Annotated in this window: 14 protein-coding genes and 1 pseudogene; 13 read left to right on the forward strand and 2 right to left on the reverse strand. The window is 43.9% G+C overall.

Annotated features, from left to right (window positions below):
• Positions 1 to 189: 189 nt before the first annotated feature.
• The 12 genes from PseudUWO310_RS05245 (at position 190) to PseudUWO310_RS05300 (ending at position 24,309) form a co-directional block, all read left to right on the forward strand.
• Positions 190 to 3,465, forward strand: coding sequence for a tetratricopeptide repeat protein (locus PseudUWO310_RS05245; RefSeq protein WP_190315911.1), 3,276 nt, complete (start codon positions 190 to 192; stop codon positions 3,463 to 3,465).
• A gap of 261 nt (positions 3,466 to 3,726) precedes the next feature.
• Entirely contained in the window at positions 3,727 to 6,585 is a 2,859-nt protein-coding gene (locus PseudUWO310_RS05250; protein ID WP_223805544.1) for a CHAT domain-containing protein, read from the forward strand.
• A 101-nt stretch (positions 6,586 to 6,686) separates the two neighbouring features.
• Positions 6,687 to 7,451, forward strand: coding sequence for an HD-GYP domain-containing protein (locus tag PseudUWO310_RS05255; RefSeq protein ID WP_142599689.1), 765 nt, complete (start codon positions 6,687 to 6,689; stop codon positions 7,449 to 7,451).
• 4 nt (positions 7,452 to 7,455) lie between these two features.
• Positions 7,456 to 8,823 (forward strand): hypothetical protein, encoded by a 1,368-nt coding sequence (locus tag PseudUWO310_RS05260; protein ID WP_142599692.1) that lies wholly within the window; start codon positions 7,456 to 7,458, stop codon positions 8,821 to 8,823.
• Positions 8,820 to 9,995 (forward strand): DUF1822 family protein, encoded by a 1,176-nt coding sequence (locus tag PseudUWO310_RS05265; RefSeq protein ID WP_142599694.1) that lies wholly within the window; start codon positions 8,820 to 8,822, stop codon positions 9,993 to 9,995. Before PseudUWO310_RS05260 ends, PseudUWO310_RS05265 begins: the two co-directional genes overlap by 4 nt.
• A gap of 4 nt (positions 9,996 to 9,999) precedes the next feature.
• Positions 10,000 to 12,438, forward strand: coding sequence for a CHASE2 domain-containing protein (locus PseudUWO310_RS05270; RefSeq protein ID WP_142599697.1), 2,439 nt, complete (start codon positions 10,000 to 10,002; stop codon positions 12,436 to 12,438).
• Entirely contained in the window at positions 12,425 to 13,087 is a 663-nt protein-coding gene (locus PseudUWO310_RS05275) for a hypothetical protein (RefSeq protein ID WP_142599699.1), read from the forward strand. Before PseudUWO310_RS05270 ends, PseudUWO310_RS05275 begins: the two co-directional genes overlap by 14 nt.
• 513 nt (positions 13,088 to 13,600) lie before the next feature.
• A complete protein-coding gene (locus PseudUWO310_RS05280; RefSeq protein WP_223805545.1) occupies positions 13,601 to 15,889 on the forward strand; it encodes a CHAT domain-containing protein in 2,289 nt (762 codons plus the stop codon).
• A 301-nt stretch (positions 15,890 to 16,190) separates the two neighbouring features.
• Positions 16,191 to 18,755: a CHAT domain-containing protein gene (locus tag PseudUWO310_RS05285; protein WP_190315913.1), complete on the forward strand. Its 2,565-nt coding sequence runs from the start codon at positions 16,191 to 16,193 to the stop codon at positions 18,753 to 18,755.
• A gap of 217 nt (positions 18,756 to 18,972) precedes the next feature.
• The gene (locus tag PseudUWO310_RS05290; RefSeq protein ID WP_142599707.1) at positions 18,973 to 21,159 is read left to right on the forward strand and encodes a caspase family protein; all 2,187 of its coding nucleotides are present in this window, start codon (positions 18,973 to 18,975) and stop codon (positions 21,157 to 21,159) included.
• 273 nt (positions 21,160 to 21,432) lie between these two features.
• Positions 21,433 to 22,263, forward strand: coding sequence for a tetratricopeptide repeat protein (locus PseudUWO310_RS05295; RefSeq protein WP_142599709.1), 831 nt, complete (start codon positions 21,433 to 21,435; stop codon positions 22,261 to 22,263).
• 54 nt (positions 22,264 to 22,317) lie between these two features.
• Positions 22,318 to 24,309: a CHAT domain-containing protein gene (locus tag PseudUWO310_RS05300; protein ID WP_223805547.1), complete on the forward strand. Its 1,992-nt coding sequence runs from the start codon at positions 22,318 to 22,320 to the stop codon at positions 24,307 to 24,309.
• A gap of 35 nt (positions 24,310 to 24,344) precedes the next feature.
• Here the strand turns inward: PseudUWO310_RS05300 and PseudUWO310_RS05305 are convergent, their stop codons facing one another.
• Together PseudUWO310_RS05305 and PseudUWO310_RS05310 are read right to left on the reverse strand one after the other, a co-directional pair.
• Positions 24,345 to 25,928 (reverse strand): S8 family peptidase, encoded by a 1,584-nt coding sequence (locus tag PseudUWO310_RS05305; protein WP_142599713.1) that lies wholly within the window; start codon positions 25,926 to 25,928, stop codon positions 24,345 to 24,347.
• On the reverse strand, positions 25,903 to 26,283 hold the full coding sequence (locus tag PseudUWO310_RS05310) for a transposase (RefSeq protein WP_190315914.1): 381 nt from the start codon (positions 26,281 to 26,283) through the stop codon (positions 25,903 to 25,905). Before PseudUWO310_RS05310 ends, PseudUWO310_RS05305 begins: the two co-directional genes overlap by 26 nt.
• Before the next feature lie 81 nt (positions 26,284 to 26,364).
• Here PseudUWO310_RS05310 and PseudUWO310_RS05315 point away from each other — a divergent pair.
• Positions 26,365 to 26,512: pseudogene (locus PseudUWO310_RS05315) on the forward strand (IS256 family transposase); the annotation flags it as partial.

The following is a 26,512-nucleotide window of genomic DNA, read 5'->3' on the forward strand; positions in this document are numbered from 1 at the left end:
CAGCTATTTCAAACCTTATGATGGCTTATTGTTTATCGCATTACAGATCGCTAATCGCGGTGATTTGCGTAAATGGTGGCGGTAATGCTGCGTCCCTACGGTAATTTTTCCTTTTTCCTTGAAAACTGCATATGCTCGGTGGGTTGATATGTATGTAAGATCGTAAGCACGCAGATCGGAAATATGGCTATGAATCTAGATTCTCGCAAAGGTGGTGTTAAGGCCTCGAGGTTTTATGCGTTGGTGTTTGTGGCTTTGATTGGGGGTTTGGGTGTGGTGTCACCGCCTGATTTGGTTTTGATGGTGGCTCATGCGCAAACCACTATAGACCGCGAAGCAGAAGCAGATCGAATGAACGAACAAGGAATTCAGCAATATCAAATCAGCCAGTTTGAAGCAGCGCTTCAATCATGGCAGCAAGCATTAACCATCTATCGAGAAATCAAAGATCGACAAGGTGAGGGACACTCCTTGGGAAATATTGGAGTTGCTCACTTTTCTCTTGGTAAATACGACAAGGCGATAGAGTTTCAGTTGCAAAGATTGGCGATCACCAGAGAAATCAAAGATCGACTGGATGAGGGGAAAGCTCTTGGCAATCTGGGAAATGCATATTCTGCTCTCGGTAAATATGATAAGGCTATCGAGTTTCATTTACAAAACTTATCGATCTCAAGAGAAATAAAAGATAGATTGGCGGAAGGAACAGCGCTCGGCAATCTGGGAAACGCTTACTATTTCCTCGGCAAATATGACAAAGCGATCGAGTTCCAGTCGCAAAGCCTAGTGATCGCACGAGAAATCAAAGACCGTCTCAGTGAGGGACAGTCTCTCGGCAATCTAGGGATTTCTTACTCTGCTCTCAGTAAATATGACAAGGCTATCGAGTTTCAGTTGCAAAGATTGGCAATTTCAAGAGAAATCAAAGATCGACAGGGTGAGGGACAGTCACTTGTAAATTTGGGGGGTGATTACTACGCTCTCAGCAAATATGACAAGGCTATTGAGGCTCATTTGCAAGCATTATATATATTAAGAGAAATCAAAGATCTTAATGGAGAAGGGAGTGTACTTGGAAATCTGGGACTGACCTACTCTGCTCTTGGTAAATATGACAAAGCGATCGAGTTCTATCTGCAAAGCTTAGCGATTGCGCGGGAAATCAAAGACCGTCTCGGTGAGGGACAGGCACTTGGAAATCTTGCACTGACTTACTATGCTCTTAGCAAATATGACAAAGCGATCGAGTTTCATTTGCAATCATTAGCTATATTAAGAGAAATCAAAGATCGTGCTGGGGAAGGAAATGTACTTGGAAATCTTGCACTGACTTACCAAGTTCTCGGAAAATATGAAAAGGTAATTGAGTTCAGTCTACAGTACTCAGCGATTGCAAGGGAAATCAAGGATCGACGGGGTGAGGGACAGGCACTCGGAAATCTGGGAAGTGCCTACTTTTCTCTAGGTAAATATGAAAAGGCATTAGAATTCTATTCGCAAAAATTAGCAATCGCAAGGGAAATTAAGGATCGACGGGGTGAGGGAGATGCGCTCAGAAAGCTAGGGTTTAATTACTCTGCTCTCGGCAAATACGATAGAGCAATCGACTCTTATTCTCAAAGCTTGGCGATCACAAGAGAAATTAAAGACCGTGCTGAAGAAGGGAGAGTGTTGGGAACTTTGGGATTTGCTTACTATACTCTCGGCAGCTATGATAAGGCAATTGAGTTTCAGTTACAAAAATTGGAAATCGCAAAGGAAATTGCCGATCAACTAAGTGAGGGACAAGCAATAGGAGATTTAGGAGTTGTTTACTCTGCTCTCGGCAAGTATGACAAAGCAATTAAGTTTCATTTACAAAGCTTAGCGATCAAAAGGGAAATTAAAAACCGTGCTGGAGAAGGAGATTCACTTAATGACTTAGGAGTTGCTTTTGAGATTCTCAAACAGCCTGAACTATCCATACTCTTCTACAAACAAGCCGTTAATGCCATTGAAACTATCCGCCAAGACATCAAAAAACTCGACAAAGACCTCCAAAAATCTTATTTAGACACAGTTGAAAGTTCCTATCGCCGCCTTGCGGATCTCCTCCTCAAACAAGGAAGAATCATGGAAGCATTGCAAGTCCTTGACCTGCTCAAAGTCCAAGAACTGCAAGACTTCTTCAAAGATGTCAAAGGCAACGAAAAAACTGCCCAAGGTATTGAACTGCTCAACGAAGAAAAAGAATTTTGGCAGAGCTTTAACAAACAGAACATTGACCTGACCACAGCCAACACCCCGCAAATCTTGCAACAACTCCGTCAAACCGCCCCAGCCCAAAACATCCAACTCGCCGCCTACAAAGATCTGCAAATCAGACTCCAAAAACTAGGCTCCAACTCCGCACTACTCTATCCCCTCATTCTCGAAGACCGTCTCGAACTAGTTCTCTTTGTCCCCAACGCCCCACCGATCAGCCGCACCGTCAAAGTCAAACAAACAGAACTAATCAAAGTCGCCGAACAATTTCGCGAAGACATCCAAAAGCCAAACTCCTTAGCAGTCCTAGACCCAGCCAATAAACTCTATAACTGGATGATCGAACCGATCGCTAATGACCTCAAACAAGCCAACATCCAAACGATCATCTATGCCCCTGACGGCGTAATGCGTCATGTTCCCCTTGCCGCCCTCTACGATGGCAAACAATGGCTGGTAGAAAAATATCGCATCAACTACATCACTGCCCTCAGCCTCACCAACATTGACCCACAAATCCAACAAGCCCCGCGCATCCTCGCAGGAGCCTTCACCGATCGCAGTGGCACTGTGAAAATTGGCGATAACAATATTTCCTTTAGTTCCCTACCCGCCGCCCTGCCCGAAGTCGAGAATCTGGTTGCTAACTTTCCTAATACCACCAAACTAATTGACAAAGACTTCAATCGAAAGGCGATCGCATCTGACAATCTCAACCAATACAACATCATCCACTTTGCCACCCATGCCCACCTCGTCGCAGGTTCGCCAGAAGATTCATTTGTATTGCTGAATAACAATGAATATGTGACCCTGAGACAGGTTAAGGATTGGAAATTACCCAACGTCGGATTAGCGATGTTTAGTGCCTGTCAGACTGCTCTGGGCGGCAAATTAAGTAGCGGCATTGAGATCATCGGCTTTGGCTATCAGTTACAACAGGCGCAAGCGAGGGCTTCAATTGCTACCCTATGGGAAATCAGCGATGGTGGTACACAAGCTTTGATGGGCAAGTTTTATGAAAGGATGAAACTCACCAGTTCCTCGTCGGAGGCGCTACAGCAAGCTCAGATTGACCTGATCCGTAGTAATGGCAAAAGTACTGACGAAAAACGCGCTGGTGTGCGAATCACTTGGCAAGGTATTAGCCCAGAGGTCGAAAGCCAACTCAATCATCCCTATTACTGGGCTCCTTTTATCCTGATTGGGAATGGATTTTAGTTTTGGGTGCAGCATTACCGTTTGATGATTGACGTGATATGCGTAAATGGTGGCGGTAATGCTACGCCCCTAAGGGATTTTTTATGTGTCTAAATGAATGTTTACAAAAATCGGGGGGATGGAGGCACAAGAAAATTTAGTGATATATTAACTGTGCTGATCATAGGGTTTGAGAGGCGGATCGCGCCAGAAAGCGCCAAAATTCGCCCACTTTTTCCTTTTGCCTTTCTACTTTTTCCTTGTCAGTTTATGGAGTCAGGTATGCAAGCTCGCAAGAAATCATCGAAACTCGCTCACTTTTTACTTTTGCCTTTTTCTCTTTGCCTTGTTGGTGGGGTGGTGCAGGTGGTGGTAAGTGAGGTGGTACTGGCGCAAACGACGCAAGACCGCAAAGCAGAGGCAGATCGGCTAATAAAGCAAGGTGTACAGCTATACCAAACTAGTCTCTATCAAGAATCTATTAAAGCGTTTGAATCGGCGCTAGGAATCTATCGCGATGTCAAAGATCTTAAAGGTGAAGCAACTTCACTTCTTGGGTTAGGTTCAGTAAACAGAAGTCTTGGACAGTACCAGAAAGCAATTGATTTCTATCAGCGCTCCTTAGCAATCTTTAAACAAATCGGCGATCGCAATGGTGAAGCAAAGTCATTCAATAATCTGGGTTATACATACGGCAAAATCGGACAGTACCAGCAAGCAATTGATTTCTACCAGAAATCCTTAGCAATCTATAAGAAAACTGGTGATCGCGAGGGTGAGGCATCATCACTTAATAATCTTGGTAGTACATACGAAAGTCTTGAACAATACCAGAAAGCGACTGATTTCTATCATCAGTCTTTAGCAATTCTCAAGCAAATCGGCGATCGCGATAGTGAAGCAGTGGCTCTAAATAATCTGGGTGGTGCGTATGAAAGACTTGGACAGTATCAGAAAGCACTTGATTTTTATAAGCAAGCCTTAGCAATTAATAAGCAAGTCGGCAATCGCAATGGTGAAGCTACATCTCTTGGTAATCTGGGTCTTGCATACTACAGCCTCGGACAATATCAGAAGACAATTGATTTCTATCAGCAATCCTTAGCGATCAAAAAACAAAGCGGAGATCGGAATGGTGAAGCAACTTCACTTCTTGGTTTAGGTGTTGCATACAGCAGCCTCGGACAGTATCAGAAAGCAATTGATCTCTATCAGCAGTCCTTAGTGATCAAAAAACAAAGCGGAGATCGAAATGGTGAAGCTGCATCACTCAATAATCTGGGGCTTGCATATTACAAACTCGGACAATATCAGAAGACAATTGATTTTCTTCAGCAATCCCTAGAGATCCTCAAGCAAATTAGTGGTCGCAATGATGTAGCCGTATTACTCAATAATCTGGGTCTTGCATACAAAAATCTCGGACAGTACCAGAAAGCAATTGATTTCTATCAGCAATCTTTAGCAATCACAAAGCCAATTGGAGATCGCGATAGTGAAGCAGTGGCTCTAAATAATCTGGGTGGTGCGTATGAAAGACTTGGACAGTACCAGAAAGCAATTGATTTCTATCAGCAATCTTTAACAATCACAAAGCAAATCGGCAATCGCTTTGGAGAAGCAACGTCTCTAAATAATCTGGGTGGTGCATCTAATGAACTTAAGCAACCCGAACTCGCAATCCTCTTTTACAAGCAATCCGTCAACGTTCAAGAGGCGATCCGCAAAGACCTCCAAAAACTTGATAAAGACCTCCAACAGTCCTACTTAGCCACAGTCGAAAAATCCTATCGCAATCTCGCCAATCTCCTCCTCCAACAAAATCGCATTATCGAAGCCCTCCAAGTCCTCGACCTTCTCAAAGTCCAAGAACTCGAAGACTACCTCAAAAACATCAAAGGCAGCGACAGATCCGCACAGGGGGTCAGGCTATTATCACCAGAACTAGCTCTTAGCGATAAGCTATTAGCAATTAGCTTTGACAATAGCAAAGACATCAACAATCAACTTGCCAATCAGATCCAACAACTTCCCAAATCTGAAATCAACAAAGTTCCCGACTATCTTAACCAAATCTCACAGGGAACCGTATTACTCTATCCATTTATTTTAGGCGATCGCCTAGAAATCATCCTCTTTGCCCCCAACAACCTCCCCATCCGCCGCACTGTCAAAATCTCCAAAGACCAACTCCAAGAATTAGTCACAGACTTTAGATCGGGACTGCAAAATAATGGCTACACAGATGTCAAAATACCCGCCGCCAAACTCTACGATCTGCTGATAAAACCCATCGAAGCCGATCTGATTCAATTCAAAGCCGACACCATCCTTTACGCACCCGATGGACAACTACGCTATGTTCCCCTCGCAGCCCTCTATGACGGCAAACAATGGCTCATCGAGAAATATCGCATTAGCAACCTCATCGCCTATACCCTCACCGACTTCACCGCTAACCCCAAAACCCAACCCAGCATCCTCGCAGGAGCCTATGGCAACGGCAATTACAAAACTGGAGAAACAGCATTACCGCCCTTACCAGCTACCATCAAAGAAGTACAAGCGATCTCCAACTCATTCACCAACTCAGTTACCTTTATCGAAGATAAATTTAGTCGTCAAGCGATCGAATCTCAACTCAAAAACTATAATATTCTGCACCTTGCCACCCATGCCGAATTTAACACAGGTGTACCAGACAACTCCTTTATCATCTTCGGCAATGGCGACAAAATCCGACTCAACGAAATTACCGATTGGCAAATCCCCAATATCAATTTGATTATCTTGAGCGCCTGTCAGACAGGACTCGGCAAACTCGGTGAAGGGGTGGAAATCTTAGGCTTTGGCTATCAAGTCCAAAAAGCAGGAGCCAAAAACGCGATCGCATCTCTTTGGAAAGTTGATGATTCTGGCACGCAAGCCCTAATGGAAGCCTTTTATGGCGAACTACAAAAAGGCGATGTCTCGATTGTCGAAGCATTACGCAGAGCACAGATAGCGATGATTAATAGCGATAAGAAAGGAACAGGTAGCGATCGCGCTGGAATTAGAATCGTGGGAACAGTGCCAAGTTCCTCGACATTATCTCATCCCTACTATTGGTCAGCATTTTTTGCGATCGGTAATGGGTTATGAGCAAAATTTACTGACAACTTACATAAAACTGCATATGCTCAAAGACGCGATAGGTATGTATAGGCAAGACTAAAATAAAAAAGCAGACAGGACATACCTTCATGAGCTACTACGCCCTTTACGAACAATTACAAGAACTCCAACAAACCTTACCCCCGATCGCAGATATCATTCATCGCCTTGATCCAGAAACTAGACAACACAGTGAACGCCTCGCGATCGCCGCTCAACAATTTGGCGAATACCTCGCACTCCCTCAACGAGATCGCCAACTACTTGTATGGGGCGCATATCTCCATGACATCGGCAAGAGTGCCATTCCTTTGGAGATTCTCCTTAAACCTGCGAAATTGACCGTCTCTGAACATCAAGTCATCAAAGAACATACAGAGATCGGTGAAAGCCTCTGTCCATTGCCAGACTCAATGCGTGAAGTTGCCCAGATCATCCGACATCACCATGAGCTATGGAATGGCTGTGGCTACCCCGATCGTTTAATTGGTGAAGAGATTCCTTATTTAGCGAGGATCGTGCAGATTCTTGATGTCTATGACGCGCTGACCCATAAACGTTGCTACAAACGCGCCTACTCATCAATGGAAGCGATCGGGATTTTACTGATCGAAACCACCAAAGGCTACTATCAGCCAGAATTGATCGCCGAGTTTATGACCTTTAAGGAAATAGAAGATCATTTCGGCGATCGCTCAAGTATTGTAGAGTCGATGATGCATACAAATATGAGCAATAGAGCCATGTATGACATGGAATATACTCTCAATATATCTGAAGAGATCATGGCACAAAGCTTACAAAATTGGCAGCAGCCTTTTCTTTGCCAAAGTGATGCAATTAGCATAGGTTGAACAAATGGCAATCCTTTGGCGGTATTGGCAACTAGTGCGCTTAGACAGTAGCGGCAACACTCGGACTGATGTGATCTCTAGGGCAAAAAATTATTTTGAACAAAGATATCCCTTAGTTGAAGAGAACGACATAGACGATCTAGACGATCACGCGATCGCAAAGGCTCTATGGCAAGTCATGGCTCAAGAAATCAATGCTTTTCTCTGCTTGCGTTGCTATATTTCCCATCAGATTTTGCAAGTTTGCATTCAACTAAATAGCCAATTTGGCAATCATTACGGATTCAGTCTTGAGGAGATTTTGCCCTATGTCCTTGATGATGATGGCAAGTCTGACCACAGAGCCTATCAACCATTGAGCTATCAGATTTTACAAAAATTTGACCCAGAGCGCAGCAACCTATCCACTTGGACGACAAGGCTAGTTAAACAACATCGCGAACTAAATGCTTTTTTGCTAGAGCATGGCGTTTACCTCCTCAGTGATTGGGCGATTCTCAATGACACTAACCCCAAAAAACTGCAACGAGTTCTCTCTGACTTTCATCAATTGACAAAGGCAGAAATTGCATCCGCGATCGCTCTTCTAGAGAGTTACCATGCCATCTACCGCCAAGAGCGTTTACGCCAACGTCAACAAGGTCAAGCCTTAGGGCAATGTCCACCACCCACCACGGCTCAACTACAGCAAATCGCCCAACTTCTGAAAACAGCGATCGCCCCTGATGCAATTCTCAAGCGTCTCCAAGCCCTTGCCCAGCTTCTACGCCAACATCGCCTCCATGTGCGCGGAAATCTGCCTACTACTTCTATTGATGCTCCTAGCACTAAACCTGTGATCGAAGCGATGGCGATCGCCGATGATGATCAGGAAGTAGAAGGACAGACGAAGTTCTTACAAAACTATCGCCAGCTAATGCTAATCTCCCTCGATGACGCTTTTGAAAAGGCGATCGCTGTCCGTCTGCAAGGCAAAAGTACAAAAGCGCAACAGAAAGCCAAAATCTTTGCGATCGCGTTGCAGCTATTCCATTGTCAGGGGATGACGATGGGTGAGATTGCGGCTCAGGTGGGGTTAAAGGCTCAGTTTGAAGTGACCCGCTTACTCAAACTCAAGGAATTTCGTGCTGATGTCCGCCATTATTTATTGCAAACCCTGCAAGCAAAAGTAACGGAGCTGGCGGCTGAGCATATTAGTCTAGATCGCTTAATTGCCCTAGATCGAGAAATCAGCAATGCTCTTGCTGAGCAAGTTGACCTCTTACTCAGAGATGCCGAAACCAATGCTAAAACCACCAAAAGCCACACCACAGGAACCTTATTTTCCCGCCGCCTTTGTTTACATTTAGATAATCGGAGTTATCCATCATGATCGGTACAATAGAAAAAATGAACGCTTTGATAAACGAGTTTGAAACTTTGGATAATGACGCGATCGCCCTATCATCTAGCAGCTTGCAAACGGCGGCAAACCTGAGCGAACTTGTAACCACGCGATCGCAGCAGTGGCAAGCCTATTTCAATGCCCTTGCCCTATTTGGGTTTGAGGCATGGTTACAAGAACGCGCTCCTGATGTGCGATTAGAACGAGACAATGCTTCAGTATTTGAGCCAAACCAAGCAGGAGCGATCGCGGCTACCTATGGAATTACCGTCAATCAGTTTCGAGTTTGTTTAATTCCCATTGATAGCGAACCAGATACTGCTATTTCTCTCAGCCGGATTCTCATAGAATCAGTAGAATTTAGACCGCATTTCTATGTGCTAGTAGAACTTTATGAAGAACAAGAGCAAGCCATTATTAAAGGGTGGTTACGCGCCGACAACCTGATCGCAAGACAGTCTGAACTTAGCTTAAGTACAGATTGGAAGTATGATGTACCGCAAGCATGGTTCGACTATGACTGTGATGACCTGTTGCTATATTGGCGCTGTGCCTCTCCAGCCATGATTGATCTACCAAGTCTCGCGCCTGCGATCGCTAGCGATCGCTACTCATGGTTACAGCTTTTGACTCAACCTGCGATCGATACCGCCCAGTGGTTACAGGAGGAATGGCAGGCTCTGGTGACCGATTTAACTTGGGTACTATTACCCCCCGTTGCAAGTGCATCAGGTTTACGCTCATCGGGAACAACTTTAAACCGCTCTCCACTTTCGGAATTAGAGACAATCCTGACTGCGATCGAGCGTACAGGAATGCGATTGCCTAGTAATGCTCGCGCCGCCTATCAAGATTTTGAGCTTGGGGAGTATCCGTTGCGACTCTATGCGGTGATTGGTTCGGAAATCTCAACCGATGGCGCGATCGCATGGTCATTGCTCACCATTCTGGGCAAGGCTACGGAACGAGATTTACCAGCAGATTTAATTTTGCGAATTTCTGATATTACGGGCGTACTGGTGGAACGACAATTGGAAGCACGGGGAGCTTATCTATTTGCAGAGGTGGAAGGCACTCCAGAGGAACGTTTTTTAGTAACGGCGGCTCTCGCTGATGGCACAAAGCGATCGCTACCACCTTTTGCATTTCAAGCTGAGTAAATCGATGCTATATAAACTTAAGGTCTGGCATATTGAGCACCAATGCTTATTTGATTTAACATGGGGCAAAGGACAGCAATTATCAGCGCGTTTAACCTTTCCAGAGACGCTCACAACTCTCTATCAAACTTGGCAACTTGCTTATTTAAATTTTTACAAATCTGCATTAAGAGCCAAAGTTAAGGGTAGCGGCAGCATTCCTGCTCCAACAATTGATTGGCGGGCTAATCTCGTGCAAGCAGAAGCTCAATTTTTAGCAGAGTTCCATTATTGGCTCAACAGTGCCGAACTCGTACCAATTCGCGCCGAAATTGCTAGAGCCGCAGCGCAGCCGAATAATGCCAATGCAATTGATGTTTTTCTCACCTGCGAGGCGCTAGAACTCGCCCGATTTCCTTGGGAGACATGGGAAATTGCCACGACTCTGGCGATCGCTAAACCGATTCGCATTTCGCGATCGCCTGCAAATATTCGGGCGGAAGTGTCGCAGCGACAGCGACAGGGTAAATTAAGAGTACTTGCAGTTTTGGGGGATGATACGGGGTTAGACTTTCAAGCCGATCGCCTTGCTTTGCGATCGCTATCAAAAGTTGCAGAAGTTACTTTTATCGGTTGGCAAGCGGGTAAAGACAATGATGATCTGAAGGAACAAATTCGCCTTGCGATCGCTGACGAACGGGGTTGGGATATTCTCTTTTTTGCAGGACATAGTAATGAAAGTACGATTTCTGGTGGAGAGCTAGGCATTGCGCCAAATCAATCGATTTTTCTGAGTGAAATTGCGCCGCAATTATTATTCGCGAAAACTAGAGGGCTACAGTTTGCGCTGTTCAATTCTTGCAATGGTTTAAGCATTGCGGAAGCGCTGATTGATTTGGGTTTAAGTCAAGTCGCGGTGATGCGCGAACCAATTCAAAATCAAGTTGCCCAAGAATTTCTGGCAAGATTCTTACCCAGTTTAGCCGAGGGTAAAGATGTCCGCGCTGCACTCTTGATCGCCTGTCAGCATTTGAAATTAGAAAAAAATCTCACTTATCCATCTGCTTATTTGATTCCATCACTATTTTGTCATCCTGAGGCAGTTCCCTTTTGTTTGCCACCTCCAAATTGGCGGCGGCGGATTGGGCAATTACTCCCTTCACCTAAACAAGCGATCGCTGTTAGCACTCTAGCGGCCCTCAGTCTTTGGTATCCTGTCCAAGATTGGTTGCGCGAAACCCGTGTTTGGACGCAAGCCATCTATCGTGATGTCACGCAGCAAGTGCCGATTGCCAAGCCTCCCGTGCTGCTGGTGCAAATTGATGAAGCTTCGATTCAGCATTTGGATGGACGCAAAAAGAATATTCTCGATCGCCGCTATCTTGCTAAAGTTCTTGATAAAGTGCAGCAGTTGCAGCCCAAAGTAATTGGCATCGATTATCTGTTAGATAGCTCTATGCAGGAATCTCCTGACGAAGATCGGCAATTGCGAGAAGCGGTGGAGAATGCTGTCCTTAAGCAGATTTGGATCGTTTTTGCGACGGTACAGGGTACGAATGCTTGGGTAGTCACCGATGAAATGTCGCTCTCTCCCTCAGTGGTAAATCCTCACAACACCATGCGCGGCTATGTGAATGTGCCAACTTGGTATATGGAAGTTCTCCCTAACCAAGTGAGTTGTAGCGATCGCTGTCCTTTTGCTTATCTAATCGCTCTTGCCTCTGCGGTATCTCTGAGTAACGATCCGAGCCTACCCAAAACCAGTCTAGATAGCCGACGTGATTTGCGTAGTCAACTCATAGAAGCTCTTGAAGCAAGTCCTCAACGCTCAGGTTTAACCAATTATTTACATCGTTTGCGATTGCCAGCAATTTACAACTTTTCCCAAAAATTTGACCAGCTTTGGTTACAACCAATTCTCGATTTTTCGATTCCTCCCGATCGCGCATTTCAGGCAATTACGGCAAAAGAGTTATTGAGCGATAACTTTGATATTAGTTCTCTATCAACTCATCCGATTGTGATCATTGCTCCAGGTGGTTACCGACAGGCCGGAGTTGATCGCGAAGGACAGGACAATTTCTCAGTACCGATGGCGATCGCCTATTGGCGGAACAAATATCCTGCGATCGCTACGGTTCCCCATGCGTTTGTCGGTGCGGAAGCCCATACCTACACGGTGCATCATTTCCGATCGCGACATCTGGTTGTTCCCATTCCCGATCTCTGGATGATCGCGATCGCTTTGATTCTAGGTCGAGCTACGGCTCTGATCTATCTACAGCGCGATCGGCATGGAACTTATTGGGCGATTGGTTTAGCGATCGCTAATTCGATCTATGCTGTGGCAAGTTGGCAATGGTATATTTCAGGCTTAGTTTTATTGCCTTGGTTGCTGCCTTCATTGACATTTTGGATCTGTGTTTTACCTGTTTTAAGGAGAAAGTCTCATGGTGCGCGTTAATTGGTGTTGCGGAATATTGGTGGCGATCGCGATCGGGCAAGGAGTATTGCCTGTTGAAACGATCCAAGCTTCTCCTTGGGACAGTATTTTAGAAAGTTTTTCACGCCGTCCGAAGCCTCCTCTGGGTGGGCGTAGTGAGTTTTGTGCAATTTCTCCGCGCCGCCTTCCTGATGGGATTGAGAGTACTTCGGGCGACCGCTTATTGTTTGTTTGGAATGGGATGATCTCTAAAATTGAGGTTCATGCTGAGGGAGTTGGTGCACCGCTATGGAGTCAGGTTGTTAAACTAGATGCTCGTCAGGCAGAGTATACTGGTTCTCCTTTGATTGCAGGAGCGCGTTATGAATGGTGGATTTTTAATCGCTTTGCGGTGAATGAAACTAAGCCAACATTTCGGGTTCCTTTTCAAGTTATCGAGTCGTCAGAGCGCGAGCGCGTGACTCTAGAACTTGCGGAGTTAAATTCTCAAATTAGAGATCCAAAAAAATGGGTGAGTGCGGAAGAGTGGTCAAGAAAGCGATCGCAGTATTTTGTTTCGCAGGGGTTATTTGTAGATGCGATGCGGGAGATTCTATCAGTGCAGCGTCCTTCTCAGGAGTTGAGAACTATTTGGCAGCAGATTCCTATTGAGTTGTGCAAAAGAGGATAAATCTTGATAGATCATTTGTGGGTATGGAAACTGCATATGGTCGGTGGGCTGATATTTATGTAAGATTGTAAACACGAAGATCAAACCCACATTCCGCTCTTATTTTACTGAAAAAAGTATTTAGAAAACAAATCCTTATACAGTAAGTGTTTTGAGCTTTGCCAGCAAAAATATCACTATCTTAATACTTTAAATAGTGATGCACTAATAGGAATTAATATCAGTGATTTTTCCAAAAATCACTGAAACCCTCATTGTCTCGTTTTAAATATTTTTAGGCTTCCATTACGAGCGGAATGTGGGATCAAAGGCTTCAGGATGAATATATTCTCACGCTATAGATTATCACTAACGGCTATTTCTTTAGTTGTCTATCCTTTGTTGGTGTCTGTTGTGACTTTCCCAGAGGTTGTTTTTGGACTTGAGGGGCCGGAGTTGCGATCTGATTTGGGATTAATGGCGCAGGGAATAAGAGATTGGAAAATATTAGACATACTACAGGGAGAATCAATCATGTATAAGCGTTTTGATCTTGTTGCACAGGGAAAAGATGCTCAAGATGAGCACAAATCCGAAGTAAAAAGGCTCATTAATCAAGGAATAAAACTAAATCAAGTTAGCCAATATCGAGAAGCCTTGCAAGTATTTGAGCAAGCTTTGCAAATTAGTCACAGAACTAAATATCTATACGGCAAAATACTCGCACTCAGCAATCTTGGTAATGCCTACAACTATATTGGGCAGTATGAAAAAGCGATTGAGCATTCTCAACAAGCATTAGCTATTGTTAATCTAGTCGGTCTTCGGGATCATGAATTAAGAATTCTCAATAATCTTGGCATTGTATATTATATGCTAGGACAATATGAGAAAGCGTTTGAGCATTGTAAAAAGGCTTTAGTCATTGCTAGAGAAATAGGTGATCGCGAGGGTGAGGCAGGTGCAGTCAATGAACTTGCTCTTTTATATGGGTTGGTTGGAAAACAACAAAAGGCGATTGACTATCACCAGCAATCTTTAGCCATTGCTAGACAAAACAGAGATCTCATAGGAGAAGGAAGTTCGCTAGGAAATCTTGGTATGGCTTACTATGCTATCGGACAGTACGAAAAGGCGATTGAGTATTACAAGCAATCCTTAACTATTTATAGACAAATTGGCAATCTCAAGGGTGAAGGAGCCATGCTTAATGAGTTTGGTCTTGTATATGATGTTCTTGGACAGTACGAAAAAGCGATTGAATATCACCAGCACGCTTTAGCAATCAAAAGGCAAACTGGCGATCGTCAAGCTGAAGGAAGTTCACTCAATAATTTGGGATTATCTTTTTTCCATTCTAACAATCTTATACATGCAGAACAAACTTTACGTTCTGCCATTCAAGTACATGAATCGCTACGGGCTAATAGTGGTAATGATACCAACAAGGTATCTATTTTCGAGGGACAAGCTAGTACATACCGCATTTTACAACAAGTCCTTATTGCCCAAAAGCGACCCAGCATTGCTTTAGAAATTTCCGAGCGTGGACGCGCTCGCGCTTTAGTAGAGTTGTTAGCTAGTAACTTGAAGCATAATGATGCTGCCCAGCCAAATCCATTACCACCCCAAATTACCGAAATTCAACAAATCGCCAAAACACATCAATTAACTTTAGTAGAATATTCCATAATCAACGATAAGTTCAAAATTGATAATAGAGAGCACACAAAAGAATCTGAACTTTACATTTGGGTCATCTCACCAAATGGACAAATTACCTTTCGCTCAGTAGATCTCAAACCACTCTGGCAAAAACAAACAACATCCTTATCTGAACTCGTAGAAAATAGTCGCAAAGGAATAGGAGTTAACGATCGCGATTCCACGGGTATCAAAATCGTTCTCAATCCTGAATACAGACAACAACTCCGCCAAGAACAATCTAAATACCTGCGCCAACTTCATCAAATCCTAATCGAACCGATCGCAGATTTACTTCCCACCGATCCTAATGCTCGTGTGGTGTTTATGCCGCAGAGCGCACTATATCTAGTTCCCTTCGCCGCACTCCAAGACAAATCAGAACAGTACCTAATCCAAAAACACACGATCGCTATTTCCCCTAGCATCCAAGTCCTCAGCCTCACCCAACAACAACGCCTTGCCCTACCCGCCGCATCTGCTCGATCTAGCCAAAACATCCTCATTGCAGGAAACCCGATCATGCCCAAAGTATTTGTCCCAGGAATTGATCAACCTCTGCGGCTTGACGACTTACAAGGCGCACAAAAAGAAGCGATCGCCGTAGCAAATACTCTCAAAACTACAGCCCTGACAGGAAACCAAGCTACCAAAAAAGCAGTTGTTCAACAAATGCAGTCCGCAAGGATTATCCATTTAGCGACTCATGGACTATTAGATGATTTCAAAGGATTGGGTGTGCCAGGGGCGATCGCCTTGGCTCCTGATGGCAATGGAAGTACTAATGATGGCTTACTAACTGCCGATGAGATATTGGGAATGAAGCTAAAGGCGGAACTGGTGGTCTTGAGTGCTTGTAATACGGGTAGAGGTAAGATTACAGGTGATGGAGTAATTGGACTTTCGCGATCGCTGATTTCGGCGGGAGTACCGAGCATCATTGTGTCGCTGTGGTCGGTTCCTGATGCCCCGACAGCAGAATTAATGTCAGATTTTTATACTTTGCTGGAGCAGAATCCTGATAAGGCTCAGGCTTTGAGACAGGCGATGTTGAAGACGATGAAGACTCATCCCGATCCGAGAGATTGGGCAGCGTTTACGCTGATTGGCGAGTCTTAAATAAGCTTAATCGCATTGTGCGGTTGATTGTTGCGCCTAAGCGTGAGGCGATCGCTTTGGTGCAAGAGTTAGCGTTGTAGTATTTGGGCGAAGCATTACCGTTTGATGATTGGGGTGATATGCGTAGATGGTTGCGGTAATGCTTCGCCCCTACGAGATTTTTTATGATGTCTGAGGAATGTTTAAAAAAATCGGGGAGATGGTAGCGTCAGAAAATTTAGTGATATATTGACTCTGCAGAGCATCATGGTTTGGTATGCAGAGTCGCCCAAAATCATCGAAATTCATCCACTTTTGCCTTTTGCCTTTTACCCTTTGTCTTGTCAGTGTGGCTGATGTGGTGCAGGCGCAAGTAAGAAAAGAGGGTAATGCTGAGATCGTGCAGCAAGCACCAGACGATGATATTCCAATTGACATCCTCATTGATACATCTGACGATAACGATATAGACATCCCTATTTCTCCGCCTAATCAGTCAGTTAGAGATATTCCAACAAATAGAATTAATATTCCTCCAGCCTTACCCAATATTGATGATCTTGATAGTCCTGGAATTAGAGCCTATGGATCGTTGATACTTACGAACAGAAGTATTACTTCTGGTGATTATCATGAGTCTCTTAAGCTTATTCTTGAGGCTATAAATATTTGTCAAGATATTAAAGACATGACGTGCTTAGGTAGGTCTTACAATATAGCCGCACAACTATATAGGACTCTTGGTAAATATAATGAAGCAATTGATTTTTATCAGAAATCTTTAGCTATATTTGAACAAAAACGAATTAATGATTGCTATAACGAAAAAATAACTTGTTGGCAAAATACTACGGAACAAGTAGATGCACTTATAGGTATAGGAGGAATTTATACATATTCTCTGAGAAACCCTACCAAAGGAGTTGATTTCTTCCAGCGTTCCTTGCAACTTTCTGTGCAAGAGAAGAATGAATTTGCAGAAAGTCAATCACTTGCCTCTTTAGCTGGACTATATACGAATCTTGGTCAATATAAAAAAGCAAATAACTTACATTTAGATTCTTTGAAGGTTCTGAGACAGATGCAAACACGATGTAGATGTAATTATCAATATATGATAAACCAAGAAAGTATTATTTTTAGCGGATTAGGTAATGCTTCTTTTTACCTAGGGGAATATGAGAAAGCAATTGGCTACTACTGGCAATCTCTAGAACTAGCAAAAAAAGTTGGAAATCGTGCAAGCGTGAGAATATCTTTTGATAGCTTAGCAGGTACTTTCAAAAATCTTAATTATCCTGAACTTGCTATTATTTTTTATAAACAGTCAATTAATATTACCGAATCTATCCGCAAAAATATCCAAGGGCTTGATCAAGACTTCCAAAAATCCTATTTAGCCACAGTCGAAGATTCCTATCGCAAACTTGCCGAACTCCTTCTCAAACAAGACCGCATCCTCGAAGCCCAACAAGTCCTCGATCTCCTCAAAGTCGAAGAAATGAGCGAATATCTAAAAAACGTGCGCGGGAACGATCAAACCGCCAAAGGTACGGAATATCGACCACCCGAACAAAACTTTATTGCCCTTGCCCTAGAACTTGACGAACTCCAAAAGCGCAAACTTGCGAATAACATCACCCCATCCGAACAAGAAAGACTAAATCAACTCGTCCAATCCGAACGCGAACAAAATAAACAATTCACCGCTTTCCTCAATAGCCCTGCCGTCAAGTCATTAGTTGAACAACTGCGCCGTACTGAAGACCAACAAAACATCGATACCCAAAACCTGCGGAGCCTTCGGGCTGACATACTTGCCCAACATCCCAACGCTGTCATTCTCTATCCACTTATTCTCGAAGACCGCCTCGAACTAATTCTAATTACCGCCAAAACAGCACCTCTCCGTCGTACCATCAATATCAGACGTGAAAATCTTAATCAAAAGATTAATGACTTTTTGATTGGGCTAAGAGATCCAAAATCGACAGCACAGGTCAAAAACCACGCTCAACAACTGCATACATGGCTGATCAAACCATTTGAATCAGAACTAGCACAACTCACAATCGACACGATTATCTATGCACCTGATGGACAACTGCGTTATATCCCTCTATCAGCCCTTTACGATGGCAAGCAATGGCTAGTCGAAAAATATCGAGTTAACAACATCACCGCCGCCTCGCTCACTAAGTTTAATAAACCTGCGATCGCTAAACCAAAGATCTTTGCAGGTGCATTTGGTAACGTCAATAAACAAGGATTTTCAGGACTACCCGCCACCCTACTCGAAGTCAAAAAAATCGCCGATCGCTTTCCCAATACCACCACATTTATCGAAACCGCCTTTACTAAAACTATTACCGAAGACAGCTCTAACTCTTACACGGTTCTACACCTAGCCACCCACGGACAACTCTCTAACGGCAGACCTGAAGACTCCTTTATTCTCTTTGGCGATGGCACAAAAGCCACGATTGCCGATATTAACGGATGGGCGTTAACCAATGTCGATCTAGTGGTGTTGAGTGCCTGTCAGTCGGGACTCGGCAGCAAGTTAGGCACTGGCGTAGAAATCCTTGGCTTGGGCTATCAAATGCAAAGAGCAGGTGCAAGAGTGGCGATCGCATCCCTTTGGAAAGTTGATGATGCGGGTACACAAGCACTCATGGATGCATTTTATGGTGAACTGCAAAAAGGCGATGTTCCCATTGCTGAGGCATTACGCAGAGCGCAGATTGCAATGATCAAGAGCGACAAAAAGGGAACAGACGGAAATGATCGCGCTGGCGTTAGAGTTGTGGGAACAGTGCCAAATTCCTCGACATTATCCCATCCCTATTATTGGTCAGCATTCTTTGCGATCGGGAATGGTTTGTAAAGTTAAAGTCTAAATTAATCGCCCCCTAGCCCCCAATTCTGGGGGACTTTGAAAGATTCTTATTTTCTTGTTCCCCCAGAATTGGGGGATTTAGGGGGCTTAGTCACAACATAGATTTAAAAAGAAATCCTATATTTCTTGCAAAATGCATATCCTCAGATAAGCTGAAAGCTATAGATCGGTAGAGCAACATCAAAACAGTTAAGGAGCATCAGTCATGACACAGATCAAACGTCGTCAGTTTTTGCAATTTGGTGGATCAGCGATCGCCGCAATGGGCATGAGCCAATTTGACCTACTGAACATGGGCGATCGCTACGGTAAAGTCCTTGCCCAAAACACACCCCGCAAACTCGCCCTCCTGATTGGTGCTAATGCCTATCCCAACGCACCTCTATATGGCTGTGTCACCGACACCGAACTACAATATCAACTCCTCGTCCATCGATTCGGCTTCAATCCCAAAGATATCCTCATCGTCAATGACAATACTGCAATCAAACCCACTCGCGAAGGCATCCTGCAATCCTTTGAAGAACATTTAATCAAACAAGCCAAACCAGGCGATGTCGTCGTTTTCCATTATTCAGGACATGGCTCACGGGTAAAAGACCTCGATACCGCCGATGGACTAAATAGTACCTTTGTACCTATCGATCGCACTGTCAAGCAAGTTGGCGACAATTTTGAAGTATCGGACATCATGGGACGTACTCTATTCCTGTTGATGTCAGCGATCAAGACTGATAATTTCACTGCCGTACTCGATAGCTGTCACTCAGGCGGCGGCAAGCGCGGCAACTCGCGGATTAGAGCAATCACTCGGAATAATATTACTGGTTCCAATGATATTCCTAGTCAAATGGAACTGGAATATCAAAAGCAATGGCTAGGCAAATTGCGCCTGTCATCCGAAGAATTTAAACGCCGTCGTCTGGCGATCGCTAAAGGTACAGTAATCGCCTCCGCCAACCGTAGCCAATTCGCCATTGATGCTAGTTTTTCTGGGTTTAGTGCAGGAGCCTTTACCTACTACATGACCAAATATCTCTGGCAGCAAACAGGCGACACCTATCTCACCAGTGCGATCGCTGATATTGCATTGCGGACTACTCGCGACCATGACCAAGATCCTGAAGTGGAGTGCAAAGCTACCTGTAAGGCGGGAGATACTGACAATAAAGCGCTGTTTTACGATCTGCCATCAGCAGTACCATCCGCCGAAGCGGCGATCATCAAAGTAGAAGGTCAACAAGCTACGTTCTGGATGGGTGGCATTGATGCAAATAATGCCCTTGGTAAAGATAGTGTCTTTGCGATCGTTGATAAGAAGGATGGAAAATCCTTGGCAACCTTGCGCCTAGATCAAAGGAGTGGATTAACGGCTACAGGAACTTTTATCGATGGAGATGCTAGCGCTATTAAAGAGGGAGCGCTTTTGCGAGAAGAAGTGCGTGGTATTCCCAACGATTTGAGCTTGAATATTGGCATCGATCCTTCACTGGGTAATGTGGCAAATATTCAGAAAGCATTGCAAGGAATTAATCGTATTAAAACTGTGGAATTGGGAACAGGTGAAGTTGACTTCATTCTCGGTAAAGTGGAAGAAAGCGATCGCCCCAGATTGCAACGCTCACTTACTAATGTCCCCGCACTAGCTAGCATCGGTTTGTTCTCCACCTCCAAAGAACGGGCGATCGATGACTCCTTCGGTATTGCGGGTGAATCTCCTGAAGTAGCGATCGGGCGTTTAAAATCGAAGTTTAAGCTGTTGCTAGCCAGTAAGGTGTTGCAGTCTCTACTCAATCCGCAATCGTCAAAGTTGAATGTCCAAGTGAACATTCATCCCGTCGGTCGGGCTGGAGAAACTTTTGGGAGAGCGGGTACAAGTCGCAGTGGCAATACGGTTGCTACAAAAGCGATCGATTTCTCGCAAAAGGTCAAACCTGGTACAAATCTGCAAGTCAGTATCAAGAACAGCGAAAAACAGGATCTCTATGTGGGTGTTTTAGCGATCGGTTCTAGTGGTGATTTGACGCTATTGTATCCATTAGATTTTAGTGCGGCAGAAGATGCTGCTTTGCTGAAGTCAGGCGATACTTTGCAAGTTCCTAAAGCAGGTCGCGATAAGTTTAATTTTAAGGTGCAGGGTCCTTCGGGCATTTTTGATGTGCTGGTGCTGGCAAGTGCGAAGCCTTTACGGGATGCACTTAAGGGTTTGAAAAGCATCCAAGGAACACGTGGTGTGCCTAAAGATATAAGATCTCCTGAAGAAACGATTAATGGTTTGCTTGGCGATCTGACTAAAGCAACTCGCGCTGGCATTCTAGTGGAAGGAGATTCCAGCACAGTGGATATGAATGTGTTGGCGGCTCTATCGGTGACGATTCGGGTGGGAGAGTAGGCAGAAATTGAGATCCCCGACTTTTTCTATGCGATCATAAGTGATTTGCAAGTTCACAAAAAAAGTCGGGGATCTGGGCATTCTTTGCTTTTACCTGACTATATCGATCTGCAAGTTCAAAGCCCTCTTCGCAATTAACAGGCGATCATTATACCGAGAGGTTTGAGCAAAGCATTCCCATTTAATGATTTTAGCTAAATGGATAAATATCTGTGGGAATGCTTTGCCCCTGAGAGAACTATATTTTTGATCGCGAATTTTGTAAGTAAGTAGATGTTTAAAGCTATGCGTAGTCAGTTGGGATCTGTGGTAATTGCTTTGATGTTGGGTTGTTTGCCTGTACAGATGATGGTGTGTGAGTTTGCTTCTGCTCAAACTATATCAGACCGTAAAGCAGAGGCAGATCGACTTTTTGAAAAAGGAAATCAACTAAGTAACGTTCGCAAATATCAAGAAGCTTTGCCAGCATTAGAGCAATCTCTAAAAATCTATCGAGAGATTAAAGATCGAAATGGAGAAGAGCAAACGATTGTTACTCTTGGCGTTGCATACAATTATCTTGGAGAGTACGCAAAAGCAAATGAGTATTTACGACAATTGGAAATGATGAGCAAGCCTGTTTCTTCTCAAACTGTTTCAGAGCGTCAAGCAGAGGCAAATCGACTTTTAAACGAAGGAAGCCAGCTATATAAAGATAGTAAATATCAGGAAGCATTGCAAGCATGGGAGCAAGCTTTGCAAATTTATCGCGATATTAAAAACATCAATGGTGAAGGTGCTATCCTCTATAATCTTGGTCTTATATATTATTCCATCGAACAGTACAAAAAAGCACTTGAATATTACCAGCCAGCTTTAGTTATCTATAAGCAAGTTAATAGTTCCAAATGGGAAAGGAATTTATTAAAGGATTTACTATTGAATATTGGCGTTTCATACTCTTCTCTTGGAGAACATAAAAAGGCAATTGAATTTTACGAGCAATCTCTAATCATTGCTATGCAGGAGAACGATCTCAAAACAAGGCTTTTACTACTCACTAATATTGGTAGTGCATCCATTTTTAGCGCACAGTATCAAAAAGCAATTGAGTATTATCAGTAATCTCTAGCTTTAGCGAAACAACTAGACGAGCGCAAAGACGAAGGTCGATCACTTATCGGTCTTGGCACTGTATACAGATTTCTCGGAGAGTACGAAAAATCGATTGTGTATTTCCAGCAATCTTTAGCCCTCGCCAAGCAAAATATCGATTGGAGTTGTGAAGCCTGCTCGCTTCAGGGTCTAGGCGTAGCATATAATTATCTTGGTAAACACCGAAAGGCGATTGAGTATCACCAGCAATCTTTAGCTATTGCCAAGCAAAACAAGAATCGTAGACTTGAAGCAGAATCATTAGGTAATCTTGGCATAGCCTATGATTCTCTCGGAGAGTATCAAAAAGCGATTGAATATCATCTCCAATCTTTAGAGATTCATAGGCAAATCGGCGATCAAGTTGGGCAAGGACCTCCACTCAAAAATCTTGGCATTATATATTTTTCTCTCGGACAGTATCAAAAAGCTATTGAGTACTACCAACAAGCCTTAGCCATTTATAGACAATTTGGCAATCACAATTATGAAGGAAAAGCATTTTCGCTGCTTGGAAGTGCTTTCGTCCAAAAGAAACAGCCTGAACTTGCTATCCTCTTTTACAAACAATCTGTCAATGTGTACGAATCTATTCGCAAAAGCAACAAAAAACTCAGTCAAGAAGAACAACAATCTTTTACCCGCACTGTTGATGATACTTATCGAACTCTCTCTGATCTCCTACTCAAACAAGGACGAGTTACCGAAGCCTTGCAAGTACTCGACCTGCTCAAAATCCAAGAACTCGAAGACTATCTCAAAAACGTGAAAGGGAATAACATAACTGAAAAAGGAGTTGAACTATTAGCACCAGAAAAAGCAATTAGCGACCAGCTATCATCACTCAGCTTAGACAAAATTCCTGAACTCAATCAACAACTTGCCAGCAAACTGCAACAACTGCCAAAATCTGAAATCAACAAAGTTCCTCCATACTTCCAAAACATCCCCCAAGGTGCAGTCTTAATTTATCCTTTTATTCTTGAAGACCGAATCGAACTAATAATCTACTCCCCCAACACCCTACCCATCAATCGCACCATTCCCATCAAAAAAGAAGAACTCCAACAACTAGTAACTGACTTTCGCCGCGATCTGCAAGGTAATGGTACTGAAAACATTAAAATCTCAAGCAAAAAACTATACGACCTCCTGATTAAACCTATCGAAACTGAACTCCAACAGTCCAACGCCACGACTATTCTCTATGCCCCCGATGGAGTATTACGCTATATTCCTCTCGCTGCTCTCTATGATGGCAAACAATATCTGATCGAGAAATACCGCATTAATAATCTCATCGCCTATAGCCTCTTTAACCAGAATCGCAAAACTCAAAACAATCCCAGCATCTTTGCTGGAGCCTATGGCAATAGCAATCAAAGACTAGTATCTGGCTTTAGTCAACTACCCGCCACCATTCCCGAAGTCGATAGCATTCAAACCACATTTGCTAATACCACCAAGATTACTGAGAAAGATTTCACAGCCCAAGCCAGTAAAGACAAAGCGGTTGGTAATTCCATTGTTCACCTTGCCACCCATGCCAGTTTTAGATCGGGTAGTCCTCTTGATTCCTATGTATTGTTTGGTGATGGGAGCAAGGCAACAATATTTGACATTAGCGAATGGAATTTAAAGGATGTAAATTTGTTTGTGCTTAGTGCTTGTCAAACAGGATTAGGCACTTCCGCCAATGGAGCCGAAATACTTGGTTTTGGCTATCAAGTCCAAAGAGCAGGAGCAAAAGCCTCGATCGCTTCTCTTTGGGAAGTATCAGATGGTGGTACACAATTGTTGATGCAGGCTTTTTATTCACAAATTAAGCAGGGCAATATATCAACATCAGAAGCTTTGCGTCAGGCTCAGATTGCCATGATCAATAGTGACAAGAAGGTAGAGGGTAGCGATCGCACTGGCATTAAAATTGTCGGTACATTACCCAATAACCCAGATGGGAAATTATCTCATCCCTACTACTGGTCAGCATTTGTCTTAATCGGCAATGGATTGTAAAAGAAAAAGGCGGCGCGATGCGCCGCCTTTTTCTTTTACTGGACGGCTTTGACTGCTGCCTCAGCATTGACTAACCCACTGCCAAAGTAATACTGCATTGCCGAAATCGGTGTCGGCGGTGTGTAAATCCCTGACGGACGCACAAAGGGAAAGTCTTTTACTGTACTAAAGCCGATCGCAGCTTGCAAACGATACTTATTGGCATCAGATGAAGAGATTTCTAAACCTTCATAACTAGCAGTGCGCTTGAGAATTGCAATCAGATTTTCACGATTAATATTCGCATTCTCACCACGCATCAGCGCCACTACTCCCGCCACATTGGGCGCAGAGAAAGAAGTTCCCTGTACGCGCACATATTTACCCAAGGGATCGAGCGCAGGTTCCCACGTGTATTTCGGAGCATCCGCCTTGTCCCAAAAGCCTGAAACCCATGTGCCACCTGTGGTGAGAATACCACCCAAGGCATTTTGATTAGTTTCACCTCCAGGAGCAACCACATCCAAACGACCACCAAAGCTACTGTAAAAAGAACGATTGCCACTGATATTTGTGGAGCCGACAGACAAAACCCCTGGAATCGCGGAAGGGAATCCGACACCATCAAGGCTCTCATTACCTGCGGAAGCGACAATGACCAAGTTAGGATTGTTGTCTAGGATTTGGAAGATTTGGTCAGTCAGTTCTTGATCGGGAAGCAGACCACCGAGGCTCATGTTGATCACCTGTGCGCCGCGATCGCTAGCGTAGCCAACTGCCTCAACCAGATTAGTGCTGGAAATCTCACCATTTAAGCCAAATACCCGCACTGGTAGAATCTTTGCCTTCGGTGCAACGCCAAAAACACCTTCACCGTTTTTAGAGTGGGCAGCAATGACTCCCGCCGACCATGTGCCATGAAACTCGGAAGCAATATCACCACGAATATAGTTGCGAATGATCGTGGCGATCGCCGCCTCAGAACTTTTAGGATTCCTTAATTTGAGCATCCGCGCCCATAGTTCGTAACGTTTGTTCAATTGGGCATTCGACAGTTGAAAGGTACTCTGGAAATCTGCCCGCAATTTCGCTACTTCTTCTGTGCTGATGCGCGTATCAGGATCGCCGCCATTTTTACCTGTGAAGTCCCAACCGCTCACTTCATTGGGAAGTTTATCCTTAGCGTTGGCGGTGTTGTAAACATTATCAATCAAATCGGGATGATCCCACTGGATCAGGCTATCGATGACCGCAACGACTACTCCATCTCCACCCTTACTGTTTTTCCATGCTTCGGTAGCGCGAAGATCGATGCGTGATGAATAGTTGCCGCGCTGGGGTGTGCTGTTGAGATGCCATTGCAGAGGTAGGAGATTGCTAAAGAATGTACCGTTATTGGCGAGGACATAGCGCGATCGCAATTTTTGCAAATACTTAACTGCATCGGACTCTTGAGAGAAGTTGATTTTGCCTACGCGTTGCTCTTGGAATTTATAGGAGAGCGTCTGCACAAAGTTTGGGGTTGCCGATTTCACGCCTGTGATGCCATTGAGTTGATTGGAGGCGGTGAGAATATCGGTTCCTGTTGCCGATCGCGATCGCACTATAGCAATCCTAAATGAGTTGTGAGAAAAAGCCATAGGTAAAAAGCTTTGGGAAATTAAAAATTTGTCGATGAGTAAAAAACTCAAAAAAGAACTTAACTGTCGCAAAAGATTTACATAAATGATAGAACTCGCGAATGAAGCGCTTTCCTTGTAACCAAATATCTTCAATAGGATTTTGTGTGGGATCGTTAGGAGCAAAACGGATACAAGTAATTGCCCAATCTGACTCGTCAAGTTCTCGATTGGTTAGAGCAAGATAATCTTTTACCTCTTGAGAACGATGATAACTAGCACCGTCCCAGATGATAGCAATTCGCTTGCCTTGATTCTGACTTTGTAAATATTTCAGAAAAGCCACAGTACTTTCAGAATTACCCGCACTAGCCAAGAGAGTGTAGAGTATTTTGTGTAAAGTCTGGGATATATACAGAGAGACAATCTAGACACACAACTACTAACACCAAAACAGATGAATATACGCAAAGAACTGCTCGATGAATTGTTGCAAGAATGTAAAACACCACCCGACTTATTTGGAGAAGGAGGAATCCTGAAACAACTAACCACCGCACTAGTGGAGCGAGCATTGGAAGCAGAATTATCGACCCATCTAGGGT

The sequence above is a fragment of the Pseudanabaena sp. UWO310 genome (assembly GCF_006861605.1).
Lineage (GTDB): Bacteria > Cyanobacteriota > Cyanobacteriia > Pseudanabaenales > Pseudanabaenaceae > Pseudanabaena.

Bases quoted from the DNA above. Each gene is read 5' to 3' on its own strand.
- PseudUWO310_RS05245 (WP_190315911.1), top strand. From the start codon at position 190: ATGAATCTAGATTCTCGCAAAGGTGGTGTTAAGGCCTCGAGGTTTTAT.
- PseudUWO310_RS05250 (WP_223805544.1), top strand. From the start codon at position 3,727: ATGCAAGCTCGCAAGAAATCATCGAAACTCGCTCACTTTTTACTTTTG.
- PseudUWO310_RS05255 (WP_142599689.1), top strand. From the start codon at position 6,687: ATGAGCTACTACGCCCTTTACGAACAATTACAAGAACTCCAACAAACC.
- PseudUWO310_RS05260 (WP_142599692.1), top strand. From the start codon at position 7,456: ATGGCAATCCTTTGGCGGTATTGGCAACTAGTGCGCTTAGACAGTAGC.
- PseudUWO310_RS05265 (WP_142599694.1), top strand. From the start codon at position 8,820: ATGATCGGTACAATAGAAAAAATGAACGCTTTGATAAACGAGTTTGAA.
- PseudUWO310_RS05270 (WP_142599697.1), top strand. From the start codon at position 10,000: ATGCTATATAAACTTAAGGTCTGGCATATTGAGCACCAATGCTTATTT.
- PseudUWO310_RS05275 (WP_142599699.1), top strand. From the start codon at position 12,425: ATGGTGCGCGTTAATTGGTGTTGCGGAATATTGGTGGCGATCGCGATC.
- PseudUWO310_RS05280 (WP_223805545.1), top strand. From the start codon at position 13,601: ATGTATAAGCGTTTTGATCTTGTTGCACAGGGAAAAGATGCTCAAGAT.
- PseudUWO310_RS05290 (WP_142599707.1), top strand. From the start codon at position 18,973: ATGACACAGATCAAACGTCGTCAGTTTTTGCAATTTGGTGGATCAGCG.
- PseudUWO310_RS05295 (WP_142599709.1), top strand. From the start codon at position 21,433: ATGTTTAAAGCTATGCGTAGTCAGTTGGGATCTGTGGTAATTGCTTTG.
- PseudUWO310_RS05305 (WP_142599713.1), bottom strand. From the start codon at position 25,928: ATGGCTTTTTCTCACAACTCATTTAGGATTGCTATAGTGCGATCGCGA.